This is a genomic window from Chryseobacterium sp. D764, assembly GCF_019317325.1.
Lineage (GTDB): Bacteria > Bacteroidota > Bacteroidia > Flavobacteriales > Weeksellaceae > Chryseobacterium.
On record NZ_CP079219.1, the window covers coordinates 1,824,559 to 1,842,205 of the forward strand.

The window sequence follows — 17,647 nt, forward strand, 5'->3', positions numbered from 1 at the left end:
CATCAAAAAACAGCCTTCTGTGTAGAAGGCTGTTTTTTTGAAATATCTGTGAAAATTTGTATTGTAATTAACCATTAGAGTCCGGGCTTACTGTTTAATCAGCAATTTCCAACAGTTTTTTGTAATCTTTTCTTTTCTGTGGGATGATTGGGTTATACGTAATTTCTTTGTCAACCCAGCGTTCAGGCTTTAAAAATGAGAGTATAAGCTCCATATCTTTGTCATTAAATCCTTCATTAAACCTGCTTTTTTCTTCTTTTGGTATGGGAGTTAAGGCTTTTTCATCTTTTCTACGCGGAGCGAAATGCGCCCCTGTATAATCTCTTTTTTCGTCTCTGAATTTTGCTTCTATAGTAGGTTTAAGCTGCTGCTTCAGTTCTTTTATCTCATTTTCTGTTTTAGGTGTGGTCATTATTATTTTGTTGATCTCTTCACCTAATTCGTACTCAATTCTTTGATTGATGTCTTTTATTTTTTCCTGAAGAAATTTACCTGATCGTGTTGGTGGTTCACTCAGCAACAAACGTTCATATCCGGTGGCATCACCTCCTTTTTTAGTCTTACCTTCATTCTCCTTCTTCCAGGCAAGCATTCTGCCTCCGCTCTCACTGCCTTCTTCTTCCATGTACCTTACCGTGTATCCTAACATCGCCATCACTTCAAGGTTACCGCTTCTGAAGCCCAGATGCTTTACATGGGTGAAATTTTTCTCAAAATACTCATACAGCTTAAACTGCCCAAAACGGGTATTACCTCCCCATGCTAATAAAGATGGTGTTTTATCATCCCAAAATTCGGTGATGTTGAATACTTTGGAAGGATGAATATACCTTTTGACCTCATTGACAATGTCATCAAACTTAGATCCTCTCTCTTTCACATAGCCTTTATCTCCGATAATAATAATTGCATCATACATCTCTGCTACTCTATAAACAATCTGCCTGATCCCTGTATAACTTGTATCGTGCTCTATATGAATATCTCCTCCTTTCCCACTGAAACGGGACCATAAAATAAGTAAGTTGTTTCCACTGGTGGGTATTCCTTGTTGTTCCAGCCATTTTTTTATAGCGTCATCTTCATAGGTGTTGATATTGACCTCCCATCTTTCTTTTAGCTTAGCCCGTAAGGCCGGCGAGTATTTTCTGGCAATGTAATCTGTTCCATAGTTCACCCCTTTAATATATCCCTTTCGCTGATACTTACGTGCTTCATCTTCTAATTTTTTCTTACCGGCTTTATCTCCCCTTAACTGTTTTACTTCTACAACATGTATTCTGTCCTCACCTATCCCGGAATCTCTATAGAATTTTTTTATAGAATCTGCTTTATCGGTATGGTCTTTGACCGTGCCGTCGCCTTTTGAAATGACAACATGAAGCTCCTCATCATCAATTAAAGTCGCGGCAATTCCAAACATATCACCGGTGGCATATCCGGGCTGGATAAGCACTTTAGGTTTAAATTCAGGTTTGGGGCCACGTTGACGTTCAGGTCTTGGTGCTGGTCTGCGAGCAGCAGCATCTGTATTGGAAACAGCTTCTTTGTTTTTTTTTCTATTTCTTATCATATCGTTTATTATAATACGTTAGGGAACAAATTTCAAGGTAAAGCTCCCGACAAAATAGAGGGGATCTACCCATTTTTAGAAATTCAGGGTTTCCCCTTATGGGCAGATAGTGTATTTGTGTATCATGTAGTAATGATGATAGAAATACAGTTATATGGGCTGTTCTATTTTCCGATTCTGTTATTTACTGACACGATGGTTATCTAAAAAATTCACTCGTAGGAGAATTCCCTTATTTTTTAAAATTCAGTTTTTTCCCTTAATGAAGATTTATTCCGTTTGATGAAATTTGTATCAGACAAAAGAGATCAACAGTCTCACAGTGAAGACCTAACCAAGACCTAACAGTAAGGTTGAGTTGAAACAAAGACTTTGAAAGAAGATGTTTGAAAATAAAAAATAATAGTAACCCATTAAAACCAGAATATGGCAGAAACCGTAAACACCCAGACTACAGATGCAGTAACGCAGACCAATGTTACCGTACTTGGTGAGTCTCCCGCACAGGCTATGAGTATGCTTTACCAGATGGCCACGCATGCCAGTGGAATTTCTATTCAGAATTCTGTAACAAACCAGCAGAACTTGAACCAGCTCAACCCTGCGATTGTTGCAGATGCCATTAAAATTTTAAAAGGATAATATAAAACCTTACAATCATGAGTGAACACAACAGTGAAACCCAACAATCCCAGGCAGCAAATGCTACCACTCCGGCGGAGAAAGCTGTAGTATTTGTGAACAGTGAGGTACTGGCCCCTCCTAAGGCTTCCCCAATGACCGGAGTAACAAAAGTAATGATAGAACAGTCTACAGGAATGATGGTTCAGGATTTACAGTCTTTTTTGAAAGGATTTGAGCAGGTAGGTTTGATTGCATTAAGCAGGCTGGCCAATAATCTACTGACGTATGGAACGACTTTCGGTCCGGCTCCTGGTAGTAAAGAAACTTCCACTCAGATGGCAGAGCACCTGCAAGGCCAGGATGCAGGAAAGGGAAATGAAATGATGAAAGATCTGTTCAAAATGGTAAGTGAATATGCTGAGGTGAAGGCTAAAATTTCCAATACTATTTATAATGTCAACACGCCTCCGGTTCCAGTGGCTCTTCCTTCTCCTCCCTCGTTTACGGAAGTTTCTCCTGAGACTGAAGATCCTGAAAAAAAAAACGAGTAGATCCGGTTCCGGAAGAAGTCTCATCAGAAAAGGAAGGTATGAGAAAAAGCTTTATCACGGCTGATCATGGGGGAAAATTAGTATTAAAGTCAGTAAAACTGACACAGCCACTCGTAAAACCAGAGATTAAGGAAGCAGTAATTCCTTCAGTAGAACCTGAAGTTAACCGCAAGAAAAAAACAATAATAAATCAACTCCTTGAAAAAATTAAAATAAATAAAAGATGAATTATTCTTCAACAACCAAACCCGCCAAAATTTTAAATCTAGAAAATTTAAATGATTTAAATGAACGACTTTACCTGACCCGAAGCAGTGATATTTCTTATTTTGACACGAGAAGTACTGATGTTAAAAAGACGGAACATAATGCAGAGCGAGTTGTATTTAATCTTCAGACCTCAAACATTAATATTCAGCCTGCCATAAGACTGGTGAACTGCATCAACAGAGGAAATAAAAGATACAATCATTTCCAGTCTTTTGTAGTGGAACCTATAGACAGATCAACTGGAATTGCCGTCATCATGGTCAAGCTGGATGATCCGAAAGCTTTTTATTGTAATGTGAGAATTTTACCTTTTACCACCTTAAATGAAATTGCAGTTTCAGATCTTGATTCAAAACTTCTTACCATTAATCTTGAAAAGGCAAAATGGATTCTCAAAACAGATATCACGATCACTCCATCTGATACGGGAGAAGCTCAGTATTCTGTACATGATGTGGATGTAGCTGCTATTGCCGAACTGGTAAGCCAGGAAGAAATAATTGAATTAAAAAGAGAGCTGGAATTCCAGGCTTCTAAGCTGATTGCCCATTATTTCCAGGAAATCCTGAGTATTGTAGTGAATGAAAACCCTCCAAACAACGGCAGGCTTCCTGTAATTCCGGATGATTATATCCTTACCCTTCCTCCGAACCAGTTAAAAGAAATGTTGTCAGCCACTGCTATTTCAGCGTGTATTGCGTTGGAGATAACGGGTTATAATGTAGTAAAAGATATCAACCACGACTGGAAGGCTGCAGCTGCATTTATTAATTATCTGCTGTAAAGTAAGCGTTTACTTTTTCCAACATTATAAAAACAGTACTTATGCGCAGAAGAACCCGCAAGAAGGCACCCGCTCACAAACCTCCGGTACCTGTAACGGAACCTGAAATCGTCGAAAAAGAAATCATGCCTTTTGTTTTAAGACATGAAGAGGAAATCATTAATTACATCAGAGATAAAGCCGTCAAAGAGACCATGAAATCACTTGGCCCTTTGCTGGAAAAGCTGGAAGAAGCTGTGAAACAACAAGAATCACCTCAGGCACAGGAGACTATACCACCACCTCAGGCTGATCCTCCTATGATGAACTATGAAGAACAGTTGAAAAGACTTCAGGAGGCCTCAACAGCAAAGGTAAAGGAGAAAGAGCTCAAAATAATAGACCGAATGAATAAGCTGAGTGCCAGATTTGGTAATATCCGCCCTTAAAAACATCAAAACCAACAGATATTATGAACGAAATCGATACTATAATTATGGGAATGTCTACCGCTGTACCTAACGCCATTTCAACACAGGTAAGTGCGCATTCTACAGGTGCAATGCAGATCAATTCTGCCCTGAACCAGCAACGAAATAACATGACGGCAATCGGCAGCTATGTCATGGGTCTAAAAAAAATGAGTCCAAAGAATATGAAAATAAAAGAACTGGAGACCATTAGGAAAGGACGTTTCTAATTTCAGTTCAACCCAAACTACGGATGTGGTTTATTTCCCTGCAGAGATGAAATCCGGTGCCCTCAACATATATACAATCAGGTCAACATTTATTTGCACCGTCTTTCAGATGCTGTCTATGTACAGAAGCAATCATTCAGAATCCATCTTTAGCCCAAAGGAATCCAGCATTGCCAGTATACCTGCAGTAGAAATTTATTTTTAAGACAGATATTAAAAATAAAAGCCACATCCTTTTATCAGGAAATATGCTTTAAACTCACACAGATTTTACAGATAAGGGTTTCAACCATTGTATTCAGAGCCACCCTTCAAGTCTAATTTATTCATAACCTGTCAATACCAATGCCTTTGAAATGTATCATCTGCAGGATCTGTAGTGAGTTTAAAATAAAATACAAAACTAGTTTACCTCAATAATTATTAACCGAGATCAGATCTCAACAAAAAACAAAAACAATTATGCCAGTTAATGAACAAATCACAGACGCAGTAACGCAATCGAACGTGAAAGTAGTAGGAGAATCTCCTGCAATGGCTTTAGCCAACGTGTACCAATCTGCAGCCCATTCTACAGGAATTATGTTTGAAAATGCAGTGAATGCACAAAACCAACAGAATATTTTAGGGCAGGCAGCTACCACTCAGGGTATTCTGCAGATCTACAGCCTGGATACGGTAGCAGATGCGGTTTCCATTGCTAAGATTCTTAAGCCTTAGTTTTTAGCTTTTTTGATAAAAAGTAATTCTCAGCCGGAAAATCCGGTCGTTTTTTAACCTAATAAACAATAATCATTATGCCAGTTAACGAACAAATCACAGATGCAGTAACACAGTCGAACGTAAAGGTAGTTGCAGAATCTCCTGCAATGGCTTTGAGTAACGTGTATCAATCTGCTGCCCATTCTACAGGAATTATGTTTGAAAATGCGATGACTGCTCAAAATCAGCACAATATCGTAACGCAAGCAGCTACCACACAAGGGATCACTCAAATCTACAGTAAAGATACTATAGCTGATGCCATCTCCATTGCTAAAATCCTTAAACCTTAATCCATTTTTGCAGACCGCAAATAAAACAATTTTATACCACCGGAAAACCCGGTTATTTTAACCCAAATAAACAATAATCATTATGCCAGTTAACGAAAAAATCACAGACGCAGTAACACAATCGAACGTAAAAGTAGTAGCAGAATCTCCTGCAATGGCACTTGCCAACGTATATCAATCAGCAGCCCATTCTACAGGAATCATGTTTGAAAATGCAATAAATGCACAAAACCAGCAAAACATTGTCACTCAAGCAGCTACTACACAAGGAATCACTCAGATCTACAGTCTGGATACCATTGCTGATGCTGTTTCTATGGCTAAAATCCTTAATCCTTAATCCATTTTTGCGAAAAGCTTAAATACCATTGCCCGAACAACCGGAAAAGCCGGTTGTTTTTAACCCAAATAAACAATAATCATTATGCCAGTAAACGAACAAATCACAGACGCAGTAACACAGTCGAACGTAAAGGTAGTTGCAGAATCTCCTGCAGTAGCTTTAAGCAACGTATATCAGACAGCAGCACATTCTACAGGAATTATGTTTGAAAATGCAGTGAGCGCGCAAAACCAACAGAACATTGTAACTCAGGCAGCTACTACACAGGGTATCGCACAGATCTACAGTCTGGATACCATTGCTGATGCTGTTTCTATGGCTAAGATCCTTAATCCGTAATTCATTTTTGAGGAAAGCTTAAATAATTAATTTAAACAACCGGAAAATCCGGATACTTTTAACCCAAATAAACAATAATCATTATGCCAGTAAACGAACAAATCACAGACGCAGTAACACAATCCAACGTAAAAGTAGTAGCAGAATCTCCTGCAATGGCTTTAAGTAACGTATATCAATCTGCAGCACATTCTACAGGAATTATGTTTGAAAATGCAGTGAATGCACAAAACCAACAGAACATTTTAGGTCAGGCAGCTACCACTCAGGGTATTCTGCAGATCTACAGCCTGGATACGGTAGCAGATGCGGTTTCTATTGCTAAAGTATTGAATCCTAAATTATAGTGTATTTTTAGATTTCTTGTTATCAGGGAGTGCATTCATGTACTCCCTGATTCTTTTTTTGGATAAAACTATTTATCAAATAATACGATTTCGTTCGGATCTATAACCTGATTCTGCACTGCGTAAATAACGAGACCTGCCATATTTTTCACTCCTGTTTTGATCATCAGGTTGGTTTTATGGGTTTCTACAGTTTTGGGAGAAATAAAAAGAGAATCAGCTATTTCCTTAGTGCTGAGCTGTTGACAAACCAGCCGCAGAACATCCACTTCTCTATCGGTAAGCTCATTCTTTGAAAAGGAATGAAACTCCGGAAGCTTATTGGAAAGCTGACTTCTCATGACATCAATCTGATCATTGGAAAAGTAATGTCCTGTGTGGTGAACAGTTTTGATGACGGCCAATAATTCTTCTAATTCAATTTCTTTGGGTAAAAAAGCATGGGCTCCCATTTTCAGCATTTGTCCCATAAATGAACGGCGGTAAAAACTGGAAAGAACAATGATTTTTGTCTCCGTTTCTCTTTTGGCCAGTTCAGACATTACTTCAAGGCCATCACCATTCGTCATTCTCAGGTCCAGAATCAGAATATCTAAAGATACGGAATCCTCGGTGAGAAATTGATAGCCGCCTGTTGAGGTCAGCGTAACTTGATACTCTCCATTATGATCAATATATTTTTTCAAAAGCTGTACAAACAGCAGGTCATCATCTACAATTCCGATTTTAATTTTTGTGTGTTCCATGTTTATTTTATTGTATGGCCATACAGGCTATGAATTTTGTGCCTTTTTCGGGCTGTGTTTTAAGTTTATAAATGGCTTGAATTTTTTGTGCTCTTGACTGAATATTCCTCAATCCTATACCTCCTGAGTGGGGTTCCATGATAAAACCTCTCCCGTTATCTTCTATGGTCAGCATCAGATAGTTTAGAGATATTCTCAGGGATACATCTACTCTGGTAGCTCCAGCATGTTTCAGAATATTGGTGATCAGTTCCTGAACAATTCTGAAAAGGTTCAGTTTTACCGGACTGCTGATCGGAGCTCTTATCGTAATATGGCGGAAAATGACTTCTATATTTTTATTAACCTGTTCAAGATAGTCTGCAATCAAATCTTCCAGCTCAACTTCATCAAGATCCGGCGGTGTAAGATTATGAGACAATTCCCTTATCAGCTGCATGGATTTTTTTAGATCGCGATTAAGCTCTTCGGGGTTTTTATCCGTAAGATTCAGACGGATGAGATTCAACTGTGAGATAATATTATCATGAAGTTCTTCTGCCAGACGTTCCCTGTCCTGTTCCTGTAAAAGCAGTGTATTCTCCCAATATTCCTTTTTTGTATTCCGGACCAGCTGAGATACTTTCTGTTTATTTTTCTTTATACTTTTCAAATAATTAATAACCAATAACGTAATGAATAACGTTGTTAAAAAAAATAGTCCAATACCGATCCATATCCATAGAACTATCTGATCCTGATTTTCCCAACGCCACATCCCAGATTAATAAAAGCAATATAAAAAGACAATAGCAAGATGCCTCTAAAAAGCCAGATAGGTGCTACCCAACTCAGATGGTTGCTGATTAAAAAATTAAAGGTCGTGGATATGATGCATTCAATAGAAAAAAACAGGAAAACAATGACGTTCACGATAAACATATCCCGATCTGCCTTCCCTTCCCTTATGATCTTCATAAAATAAGAGGCGGCATAACTACAAATAATAATACTGGTGATAATATTGGAATAAAAAGTAACCTGTGTATTACCCTGCACACACAACACATTAATAATCAGTACCAATATTGCATAACCATAGATCATCCACCTTAACTCACGGGAAAGCCGGATGTAGTAGTTGCTATAAATCACAGTAAGAATCATTAAGCCAAAAAACTGGCTCAATATATAGTTGTAAATATTGAGTGTATTTAATTTCATCAGCCGGTCCGCCAAGTCCGTCAGCTCCAGCATGAATTCTCCTGAGAGAAGTATAATCACAGGAAGTTTTGTTTTTATCCCTTCTCTTACCAATACAATCAGTCCTGTACATAAGACCAGGTTAATAATAATTTGTAAATACAGGGATAAGCTGTTATACGAAAACACTGGTGCTTTGCTTCAAAAGTTGATAATCATTAAGAGTATCAACGGTAAAAGGAGGTCTTGGAGTAGAATAATTTTCTGCAGTCTCACTCATATGATTAATCGCAAGGCTTTTCACTGTTATAATTTCGATATGATAAGGAAACTCCGGATCTTTTTTCTCCAGATCATCGGTAAGTCCAAAGAAACTGGTACAGGTTTGTCCTCCTGTAATTCCCATTTTATCATAATCTGAAAACGGAATTGAAATCAGCTGAAAAATAGCTTCTGTTTTCTGAGCCTGTATCCATGATGTACCGAACATGTTCCATCTGAAATTACGGTTAATGGCTGATTCAGACGTAATTGGAGGTGATATCACTTCTCGGTCATTGCTGCTCTCCATCTTCTCTTCAGGAAATTTGCTTGAAAATTCTTTAATAATGATGGTACTAAAATCGGCATCCTTATCACTTTTAGAATCAATCAGAAAAAATTTCAGCTGCTTCTCATGAATACCTACATACGCATGAATTGTCTTCAATTCTACAGTTCCAAGATTCTGTTTCCATTGTTCAATTTCGTCACCTGAAACACTGAAATGAGTTCCCTGATTTAAAAAATTCAAAATTTCTGCCCCATTTGTATCAATTCCGTTTTTATAAGAATCAATAAGATTTTTCCATTTTCTGATGGCTTCAAAGATGTTTTCAGTAGTCATGATACTATTTATTTGTGAATGATAATTATTTTATGTGTTGAAATTTACAAAAAAAACAGACTGCTATTTATTTTAAATCACATTCAAGTGGAAAATAAAATTTAATTGAGTAAAAATTAATATTTCTGCAATTTTTTATAATATCGGATCAGGGACAGTCTGTATCTTTGTGCCGGGAATACTCCCGTTTAAATAACTACTGTCAATGATTCCATTTCACGAACTTATATTTTTCATCCTGGCTGCACTCATCTTAGTGATCAGTCCGGTCCTAATATGATTTACCTGATTTCAAAGTCTATAACACAAGGGAAAAAGTCCGGATTTATTTCCTTGGCCGGAGTAGTGTGCGGGTTTTTGTTCCACATTATCATGGTATCTTTTGGCCTGACTGCAGTTTTGCTGGCTGTTCCATTGGCTTATACCGTTCTTAAAGCCCTGGGAACGGTCTATCTTTTATATCTGGCCTATCAGGCTGTAAAACCAAAAAGCAGGAATATTTTTGATGTTGATAAGAATGTTGCTCATGACAGTCCCAAAAAGCTTTTTACCATTGGTTTTTTAACGAATGTATTAAATCCGAAAGTGGCTGTCTTTTACCTGTCTTTCTTTCCTCAGTTCATCAAACCTGAGTATGGTTCCGTATTCACGCAGAGCCTTGAACTTGGAGTAATTCAGGTTCTGATCAGCTTCAGCATTAACTTTATCATTGTATTAACTGCTGCAAGAGTTGCCTTATTCTTTTCCAATAATCCGGTCTGGATAAAGATTCAGAAATGGTTTATGGCCAGCGTGTTAACCTATTTAGCGATAAAAATGGCATTTTCAAAAGCAAAATAAAATCCGGAACAGGTTTCTTTCTGTTCCGAATCCCGTTGTATATTCATATAAAATCTGATCTAAAGAAAATATTATCATTATGCACCGCGAATTTGAGATTAATATTCCGGATGTAAAACCGTGAAAATACGTAATTTTACGGTTGCGTATTTATCCTCATCACAACTGGCTTACAGATGAAACAGACTATTCCTACTTACGATTTAAACAGCATTTCTCACCACAGATTCCATGTTAAAAGAATGGATAAACGGACTCAGGATGCTGAAGATATTCTTTTAGACAAAGGAATACACCGGGACAGTCATTACATTTTCACCTGTATGGAAAGCGGTCATGTAAAAATGATGGTAGATTTTAAAACAATTGAATCAAAAGATTCCGGTATTTTCTGTGTATTGCCGGGGCAGGTCCATCAGGGACTTTTGATGAAAGACGTTTGCGGATGGTTTGTAGCTGTAAAAGCGGAACTTGTTCCTGATACGGTACGTGCTTTTTTTGATGAATCTCTGGGTGAAATACAGCCACTGCTTATTGACAAAAAACTCATTAAAAAAATAACCACAACAGCCAGTATGCTTCATGCCTCTTATACAAACGAGATGCTTTCCTCCAAAGAAGGATTTCTGGTTGTTCATTCATTGCTTAATGCATTCCTGGGTATGTTTGCCTTGATTTATTCCCAGAAGAATCTACCTCCTGCTTCCAGTGAAAACCGGGCTTTACAGTTATCGAGAACGTTCAGAAGCTTGGTTCGAAAGGATTTCAAAACCTCGAAAAGTCCATCCGAATATGCAGAAATTTTAAATATCACAAGAGGATATTTGACGGAGGCTGTCCGGGAAGCAACCGGAAAACCTGCACAACACTGGATTCATCAGGAGATTTTAATTGAAGCTAAAAGATTGCTGGTCTTTACGAGCCTAAGTGTAAAAGAGATCGCTTATGAATTGGGATATAGTGACCATACTTATTTCAGCCGCTTATTTTCCAAACTGGAAGACCAATCTCCATCAGAATTCCGGAATCTACATCAAAACAAACACTAACCACGAATAGTCCAATTATTCCCCCGAAACAGCTATCGGTATTTTCTGATTTTGCAACGTCCTTTGCAATAAAAATGATTTATGCCGAGTTTACCAAAATGGATCAACGACACTGTAGAAAATGTCTGGTCCTCAAAATTTAAAGACTGTACGGTTATCCAGATAGAAAAAATTACGAATGATCTTCGTCTTGTCCGTTTTCAGGCTGACTTACAGGATGTTTCTTACGAACCTGCGTATGCAATAGCGATAAGAATCAATGGCCGCGATTTCCGGAATTATTCTCCCTTTAATTTCAACCAGGAGGCCGGCACTTTTGATATCCTATTTCACCTACATGATACATCTGCTGCCGGAAGCTATTTTGTTACCCAGCTTTCTGCCGGAGATTCTATAAAGCTTTTAATGCCCAGAGGAAAACAATTCTTTGCTCCCAACGCAAAAATTCATTTTTCTGTGGGTGACGAAACTTCACTGGGAAGTTCACTTTCGATCAAAGAAGCCGTGGAAGAAAATGGTTCTTTATTCATCTGCCTTCATGAACTGGAAGAATGTTCTGCTCTTGAAAAACTGAATTTATATGGCTATCACAGCCCCAAAAACAATACCATGAGGATGATTGAAGCGCTGAATGATTTTCTGAGGGAGGAAAAAGAAGCTATTTATAATGATGATGCTGTTTTCTACCTCACCGGAAACGGAGAAAGAATGTCTCTGATCAGGAAGTTTCTTAAGGCCAAAGGAGTTTCTCCCAAATGTATAAAATCACAGGCATACTGGATTGAGGGGAAAAAAGGATTGTAAAATGGCAAAACAGCAGTATTTTTACTTTAACAGAGAAACCTTTATCCGGTAATAAAAAATCAATTATTACCGGATAAAGTTATCATCAACTCTACATCTTAAAATTTATAGATTATTTCTGTTTCCTCCCTAATTCCTTCACTTTTCTCAACCATTGCCCCCTCTGCTCATCTTTAGAATTCCGGATGATCCCGATATAGGTCAGTTTTACAGGTTTTACGCCGCAATATTCCAATATGGATTTTTTAAGCTGATTCACGCTGGGTCTGCCAAAAAACAAACGGTAATACCAGCCCGGCTGATCTAAAGTGGTAATTATATGTGCCGTTTTTCCTTTTAAAAGTTTATCCCACCACACAGAATTCTCCCGGTATTTATAAGCCATTCCCGGTAAGAAAAGGCGATCTATAAATCCTTTCATCAAAGCTGGAAATCCTCCCCACCAGACAGGATGTACCCACACCAAATGGTCAGCCCACTGAATAATCTCCCATGCTTTCATCAGATCCGGTTCCAGTTCCATTCTTTTCTGGTATCCAAACTGCAGATTAGGATTAAAGTTTAAATCTCTTATAACAATTTCCTTTACTTCTGCGCCTGTTTCTGCAGCTCCTGCCCTGTAAACTTCTGCCACGCCAAAGTTGAAAGAATCTTTATTGGGATGCCCGTTGATAATTGCTATTTTTTTCATTGTGTGATATCGATATTGATGGTTTCATAGCTATGAAGCTGTGTCATTAATGATAAAGGCTCATGCAGCTGATGGCTGAAATACACATTATTTTCATGGGGATTTCTCAGCAGTTCTTCGGTATGCAGAACAGCAGATAAAGCAGTAAGTTCTGCCTGTCCTTTCATACTTCGTAAGCTCAGTTTCTTCTGACCTTCTTTATCTTTTACCACAATTTCAAACACAGACTGATCTCCGTTTCCACTGGATCCAAAAATCATTTTTCTTTCTTTTAATGATAAAATATTAAAAATTCTAAGGTACTGAAAGGATCCCAGCAGCCATGTAATGAATTTAGAATTATAGGTCATTTTTACACTTACTCCGGGAATTCGTTCCACCTTATTAAGAATATAAAGATCTGGTACATCAAAATTGTAAGCCTTTCTCTCTCCTATTCCAAAAGAGAACTTAAAAGGTTCCGTATCCAGAAAGTGTCTGATAGAAACAGGTCTGTCATTCTTATAATGTACAAAAGGAACGGCTACGTTTTCTGCCATAAAATGAGCTGAACTCTCTCCTGCCAGATCTTTTACCGAATAATAAACAAATACCTTTACTTCCTTAATATCATCTGAACTGGAAAGAGTATTCACCAATCCCGGTACAATTCCGCCCATCCATCCTGAACTGAAAACAATTCTGCTGTTCACGTCTGCTTTTCCGGCAATAGCATAAGCTTTTACCAAGGCCGGAGTAGGCTTGGTGATATCCAGATAATCTATATGATGAGCAATCGCAAAACGAAGTATATGATCTTCTCTATCATTCACAGAAAGAATGATGAGGTTTATTTTTTTTTCCAAAATAACCTTAAAAGAAGCAGGATCTGTAACGTCGATTCTCAGGTCTTTATCCGTTTGTCCACCTTTTCTTCCTCCAATAAAAATGATAAGATGAGGGTTTCTTGATTTCAGAATGCGGGAAATAGTTTTTCCAACCAATCCATTTCCTCCAATGATTAAAATATTTTGCTCCATAACTTTTTTTGACAAAAGTATAGCGCTCCCATTTCAATGAACAGGACAAATGTCTAAAAAGAAACTTCCTTTCTGATACGACTCAAATGCCGCTGTGTAATTCCCAGGTAAGAAGATAAATACTGTAATGGAATTTTCTGAATATAATCAGGATAATTTTCAAGAAGTGCTGCATACCTTTGGCTCGCACTGTCTCTCTGAAGCTGAAAAAATCTTCTTTCCAGTTCAAGATATTCCTGTTCAGCAATAATTTTTAAAAACTGGGTCCAGTTCAGTGCATTCTGAACCAGAATATCCATTTTTTCTTTTTTCAGGATCAATAATTCTACATCGGTAATAGCCTGAATACTTTCTTTACTGAGACATCCTGAAATAAATGATGAATAAGCCGCAATCATCGTGTTCGGAAACTTGAAACAATAAGTCATATCTTTTCCGTCACCGGAAGTATAGAAAGACCGGAAAATTCCGGAGTTTATGAAAGCTACTTCTCTACACCGCTCGCCTTCCTGTACGAAAAAGTCGTTTTTATTCAGCTTCCGGACTTCGAAAAGTTGTAGAAACTCTTCAATTTCGTTCTCTGAAAACAGATTAAAGCTTCGAAAATAATCCTGTATCATCATTCTTAAAAATAAGGGTGTTCTAATGAATCACGAAAATAGATAAAAGATGAATGCAACATGCTTTATAAACGCAAAGTTTTCATTTTTTCTAAGATTTTATTTTAAGTTAGCGAAGATGAGATCAATTTCATTGATTCTTTTTAAGCGAATGTATAGCCATGCAAGTTTCAATTGAGAACAAAAAAAATCACCTCAGGACGAGATGATTTACCGTTTTGAATTTACTTGAGTTATTTATGAAGATATGAATGATGTTTTGTTGGGACAAAGATAGGTCAACGCAGTTTTTTATCAATCAGTAGAATCCCTAGAATTATATCCGTAAAAATACGGTTGTACAAAAAGAAAAGCCCTGCAGGAAATACCTTACAGGACTTTGGTTTATCTAACAATTCTTTTGTTTAATGTTTAAAGCTCAAGATATAAAGTGATGATTTCATTAACTTTAAACCCTAACTAAACTTTATTAAAGAGGGCTTACCAATTGCAGGAACCAGTCTTTAACTTCTCCTTCCAAATAAGGAGCGAGCTTTTCTTCACACGTTTTATGGTAACCATTCAACCATGCGATTTCACTTTCTGAAAGGATTTCTTTCACTACAGTATCTTTGAAGAACGGGCAGAATGTTAAGGTTTCAAATTCATAGAATGTTCCGTGAATTGTTTTTTCTGCTTCTTTTACTGCGATCAGGTTTTCATGACGGATTCCATAATGTCCTTCAAGGTAATATCCAGGTTCGTTTGAACATACCATTCCCGGAAGAAGTTCCTGAGGGTTCAGGTCTTTTCTGATGTTTTGGGGTCCCTCGTGTACATTCATGAAGCTTCCTACACCATGTCCTGTTCCGTGGTTGAAGTCTTTACCTTCCATCCATAAAGGAAGTCTTGCGATAGCATCAAGGTGCACTCCTTTTGTTCCTTTTGGGAATTTTACCATTGATAAACGGATCAATCCCTGTAATACCAATGTTGAATTTCTTTTAAACTCATCCGAAGGTGTTCCTAAGGCGAAAGTTCTTGTAATATCTGTAGTTCCTTCAAGGTACTGACCTCCTGAATCTACCAGGATTGTTTCCTCATTGGTTACGTCTTTGCTTCCTTCTTTTTTGGCAGAATAATGCATGATAGCACCATTATCTTTATATCCCACGATAGAACCAAAGCTTTCCCCGACAAAATTTTCACCTTCTGCACGGAATCCTCTTAGCTTCTGTCCGATAGAATATTCATTCATCGCTTCTTTTCCTGCATTGTGAGTTAACCAATAAAGGAATTTTACCATAGCGACTCCATCTCTTACCATTACTTTTCTGAACCCTTCCAGCTCAGCTTCGTTTTTCTGGGCTTTCATCAAATTACCAGGAACCGGAGCTTTGATAAACTGGTTGTCAGTTTTTAAAGTTTCAAAAATCTGTTGATTGCTGTTTGGAGAAACCAGTACTTTTTCATTTTTGAAGGTCTTCAGGTAATTGTAGAATTCTTCGTAAGGCATCATCTTCACAAAGGAATCATCCATTTGTTTTCTTGCTCCTACTTCCATTTTTTCTAATCCTGTAAATAGAACAACATCGTTTTTAGTAATCACAATATATCCTAAAAACACAGGATTGCTTTCTACATCACTTCCTCTCAGGTTAGCCGTCCATGCTACGTCATCCAGACTTGATATGATATGTACGGTAGCTTCCTGATCTTCCATTTTCTGACGGATGGCAGCAATTTTATCAGAGACGGATTTTCCCGCTCTTTCTACCGGATGTACGAAAATAGGATTGGCAGATGGCGTTCCTCTTTCTTTCCAAACTTCTTTTAAAAGCGGAAAATCTACCAGCGTAATATTTTTTGAATTAAATTTCTGAGAAAGCAATTCCCAGTTTGCATTAGAGGCTGCTAAAGCATTTACAGCCACTTTACCTCCTGAAGGGATTTCTGAAATAATCCAGTCGATATAGTTGGGAGTTCCTTCCATACCGTCTTTGAAAAGATCAATACCTGAACCATCCAGCTCGATAGCAGCTTGTGTAAAGTATCTTCCGTCTGTCCAAAGTCCGGCTTTGTCTTTGGTAACTACCACAAAACCAGCAGAACCTAAGAAACCTGACAACCAAGCTCTCTCCTGCCATTCTTCGGGAAGGTATTCGCTCATATGCGGGTCTGCAGAATATACTATAAATGCATCAACATTATTTTTCTGCATTTCTTCACGAAGCGCAGCAACTTTTTCCTTTGAAGTCATTCTTTTCTTTTTTAAACACCGAAAGTTACGAAAAATTTGAAGTTGGAGCTGAAATCTAACGGCTATTTTACTTAATAATCTGTTATTTTATCCCGATTTCTTTTTGAAGAGATCTGTGGTTTAATTTTATATGTTTTTGTATTAAAAGACATTGATTATTTACCCCCTAAAGTCACAAAATCTTTTTTAATATTCTGTTTTTTAAATGACAATCCTTGTGTTTGAAAAGTATATTTAAGCTTTCTGACACTTAATACATGTAAATGGATTGGGAATAAATTTATAATTTAAAAACATTAAAACCTTAAACATATTTAATAAAATAAATCATTTTCATCTAAAAAAAACTACCACATTATCAAAATAATAAATTTTTGGAAAGATTATTGCTGTATTCAATTCCATGAAACAGCAGAACTACAATAACCACAGGAAGTTTTATCCACCTCATCATTTTATCTATCTCCCTTTACTCATCTTATTAGAGATTTTTGGAATTTATAAAATCTGGGATGACCCGGGAAATCAGCTGACCTGGATTTTATTTTCTATTGTGATTTTTCTGCTTTTTTATCTGGCGTTTATGACGCGGCAGCATTATGCATTGGGGCTTCAAAACCGAATGGTAATTCTGGAATTTCAACAGCGGTATTTTGAAATTTTCAATAAAAGATCGGATGAAACTGTTGAAAAACTAAGATTTGATCAGATTGCTGCATTGAGATTTACCTATGACGATGAGTTCAAAGAGCTTTTATACAGAGCTCTTCACGAAAACATCTCAGGAGATGAAATTAAACGGTCTATAAAAAAATGGAGGGCTGACCGACTCAGAATCTAACACCTCAACAAAATATATGGTTATGAAAAAGTGGAGCTTTTACAGTATTATGATATTAAGTTTGTTGACACTAACAAGTTGTGAAGCAGTAGAAACAATTTTTAAGGCAGGAATGTGGTGGGGAATTCTCTTAGTCTGTATAATAGTAGGGATTCTTTTACTGAT

General features: G+C 37.4%; 23 protein-coding genes and 1 pseudogene. 15 read left to right on the top strand and 9 right to left on the bottom strand.

The window, feature by feature from the left end:
• Positions 1-94 precede the first annotated feature (94 nt).
• Positions 95-1,573, bottom strand: a complete 1,479-nt coding sequence (locus KYG33_RS08110; RefSeq protein WP_219073045.1) for a hypothetical protein — start codon at positions 1,571-1,573, stop codon at positions 95-97.
• A 426-nt stretch (positions 1,574-1,999) separates the two neighbouring features.
• Between KYG33_RS08110 and KYG33_RS08115 the strand changes: the two genes are divergently transcribed.
• The 11 genes from KYG33_RS08115 to KYG33_RS08165 all read left to right on the top strand — a co-directional run bounded on the left by KYG33_RS08115 (position 2,000) and on the right by KYG33_RS08165 (position 6,565).
• Entirely contained in the window at positions 2,000-2,215 is a 216-nt protein-coding gene (locus tag KYG33_RS08115) for a RebB family R body protein (protein WP_034697211.1), read from the top strand.
• Between the two features lie 17 nt (positions 2,216-2,232).
• Positions 2,233-2,748, top strand: a complete 516-nt coding sequence (locus KYG33_RS08120) for a hypothetical protein (protein ID WP_077418525.1) — start codon at positions 2,233-2,235, stop codon at positions 2,746-2,748.
• Between the two features lie 38 nt (positions 2,749-2,786).
• Entirely contained in the window at positions 2,787-2,975 is a 189-nt protein-coding gene (locus KYG33_RS08125) for a hypothetical protein (RefSeq protein WP_077418524.1), read from the top strand.
• On the top strand, positions 2,972-3,802 hold the full coding sequence (locus KYG33_RS08130; RefSeq protein WP_077418523.1) for a hypothetical protein: 831 nt from the start codon (positions 2,972-2,974) through the stop codon (positions 3,800-3,802). Before KYG33_RS08125 ends, KYG33_RS08130 begins: the two co-directional genes overlap by 4 nt.
• Before the next feature lie 41 nt (positions 3,803-3,843).
• Positions 3,844-4,230, top strand: coding sequence for a hypothetical protein (locus KYG33_RS08135; RefSeq protein WP_077418522.1), 387 nt, complete (start codon positions 3,844-3,846; stop codon positions 4,228-4,230).
• A 23-nt stretch (positions 4,231-4,253) separates the two neighbouring features.
• Positions 4,254-4,481, top strand: coding sequence for a RebB family R body protein (locus KYG33_RS08140; RefSeq protein ID WP_077418521.1), 228 nt, complete (start codon positions 4,254-4,256; stop codon positions 4,479-4,481).
• A gap of 462 nt (positions 4,482-4,943) precedes the next feature.
• Entirely contained in the window at positions 4,944-5,201 is a 258-nt protein-coding gene (locus KYG33_RS08145; protein ID WP_047378383.1) for a RebB family R body protein, read from the top strand.
• A gap of 77 nt (positions 5,202-5,278) precedes the next feature.
• Positions 5,279-5,536: a RebB family R body protein gene (locus KYG33_RS08150; protein ID WP_077418520.1), complete on the top strand. Its 258-nt coding sequence runs from the start codon at positions 5,279-5,281 to the stop codon at positions 5,534-5,536.
• A gap of 82 nt (positions 5,537-5,618) precedes the next feature.
• Entirely contained in the window at positions 5,619-5,876 is a 258-nt protein-coding gene (locus KYG33_RS08155; protein ID WP_077418519.1) for a RebB family R body protein, read from the top strand.
• An 84-nt stretch (positions 5,877-5,960) separates the two neighbouring features.
• Positions 5,961-6,218, top strand: a complete 258-nt coding sequence (locus tag KYG33_RS08160; protein WP_047421299.1) for a RebB family R body protein — start codon at positions 5,961-5,963, stop codon at positions 6,216-6,218.
• Positions 6,219-6,301: 83 nt separating this feature from the next.
• Positions 6,302-6,565 (top strand): RebB family R body protein, encoded by a 264-nt coding sequence (locus KYG33_RS08165; protein ID WP_047378387.1) that lies wholly within the window; start codon positions 6,302-6,304, stop codon positions 6,563-6,565.
• A 68-nt stretch (positions 6,566-6,633) separates the two neighbouring features.
• Here KYG33_RS08165 and KYG33_RS08170 read toward each other — a convergent pair whose 3' ends face one another.
• The 4 genes from KYG33_RS08170 to KYG33_RS08185 form a co-directional block, all read right to left on the bottom strand.
• Positions 6,634-7,311, bottom strand: coding sequence for a response regulator transcription factor (locus KYG33_RS08170; protein WP_180564199.1), 678 nt, complete (start codon positions 7,309-7,311; stop codon positions 6,634-6,636).
• 7 nt (positions 7,312-7,318) lie between these two features.
• Positions 7,319-7,963 carry a sensor histidine kinase gene (locus tag KYG33_RS08175; RefSeq protein WP_219073046.1) on the bottom strand — a complete coding sequence of 215 codons (645 nt, stop codon included), beginning with the start codon at positions 7,961-7,963 and terminating at the stop codon, positions 7,319-7,321.
• 74 nt (positions 7,964-8,037) lie between these two features.
• A complete protein-coding gene (locus KYG33_RS08180) occupies positions 8,038-8,682 on the bottom strand; it encodes a hypothetical protein (protein ID WP_219073047.1) in 645 nt (214 codons plus the stop codon).
• Entirely contained in the window at positions 8,669-9,379 is a 711-nt protein-coding gene (locus KYG33_RS08185; protein WP_180564202.1) for a hypothetical protein, read from the bottom strand. Before KYG33_RS08185 ends, KYG33_RS08180 begins: the two co-directional genes overlap by 14 nt.
• A 205-nt stretch (positions 9,380-9,584) precedes the next feature.
• Between KYG33_RS08185 and KYG33_RS08190 the strand changes: the two are divergent.
• From KYG33_RS08190 to KYG33_RS08200, 3 genes and pseudogenes are all read left to right on the top strand, one after another.
• Positions 9,585-10,219: pseudogene (locus tag KYG33_RS08190) on the top strand (LysE family translocator).
• Between the two features lie 176 nt (positions 10,220-10,395).
• Positions 10,396-11,268 carry a helix-turn-helix domain-containing protein gene (locus KYG33_RS08195; protein ID WP_219073048.1) on the top strand — a complete coding sequence of 291 codons (873 nt, stop codon included), beginning with the start codon at positions 10,396-10,398 and terminating at the stop codon, positions 11,266-11,268.
• Positions 11,269-11,349: 81 nt separating this feature from the next.
• On the top strand, positions 11,350-12,072 hold the full coding sequence (locus tag KYG33_RS08200) for an FAD-binding oxidoreductase (RefSeq protein WP_219073049.1): 723 nt from the start codon (positions 11,350-11,352) through the stop codon (positions 12,070-12,072).
• 112 nt (positions 12,073-12,184) lie between these two features.
• On the opposite strand, the gene KYG33_RS08205 is transcribed toward KYG33_RS08200, so the two are convergent.
• From KYG33_RS08205 to KYG33_RS08220, 4 genes are all read right to left on the bottom strand, one after another.
• The gene (locus KYG33_RS08205; RefSeq protein WP_219073050.1) at positions 12,185-12,763 is read right to left on the bottom strand and encodes an NAD(P)H-dependent oxidoreductase; all 579 of its coding nucleotides are present in this window, start codon (positions 12,761-12,763) and stop codon (positions 12,185-12,187) included.
• Positions 12,760-13,782 (bottom strand): saccharopine dehydrogenase, encoded by a 1,023-nt coding sequence (locus tag KYG33_RS08210; RefSeq protein ID WP_219073051.1) that lies wholly within the window; start codon positions 13,780-13,782, stop codon positions 12,760-12,762. Before KYG33_RS08210 ends, KYG33_RS08205 begins: the two co-directional genes overlap by 4 nt.
• Positions 13,783-13,835: 53 nt before the next feature.
• Entirely contained in the window at positions 13,836-14,402 is a 567-nt protein-coding gene (locus tag KYG33_RS08215) for a Crp/Fnr family transcriptional regulator (RefSeq protein ID WP_219073248.1), read from the bottom strand.
• Between the two features lie 469 nt (positions 14,403-14,871).
• A complete protein-coding gene (locus KYG33_RS08220) occupies positions 14,872-16,641 on the bottom strand; it encodes an aminopeptidase P family protein (protein WP_219073052.1) in 1,770 nt (589 codons plus the stop codon).
• Positions 16,642-17,044: 403 nt separating this feature from the next.
• Between KYG33_RS08220 and KYG33_RS08225 the strand changes: the two genes are divergently transcribed.
• A complete protein-coding gene (locus KYG33_RS08225) occupies positions 17,045-17,482 on the top strand; it encodes a DUF6526 family protein (RefSeq protein WP_047387789.1) in 438 nt (145 codons plus the stop codon).
• Positions 17,483-17,647 lie beyond the last annotated feature (165 nt).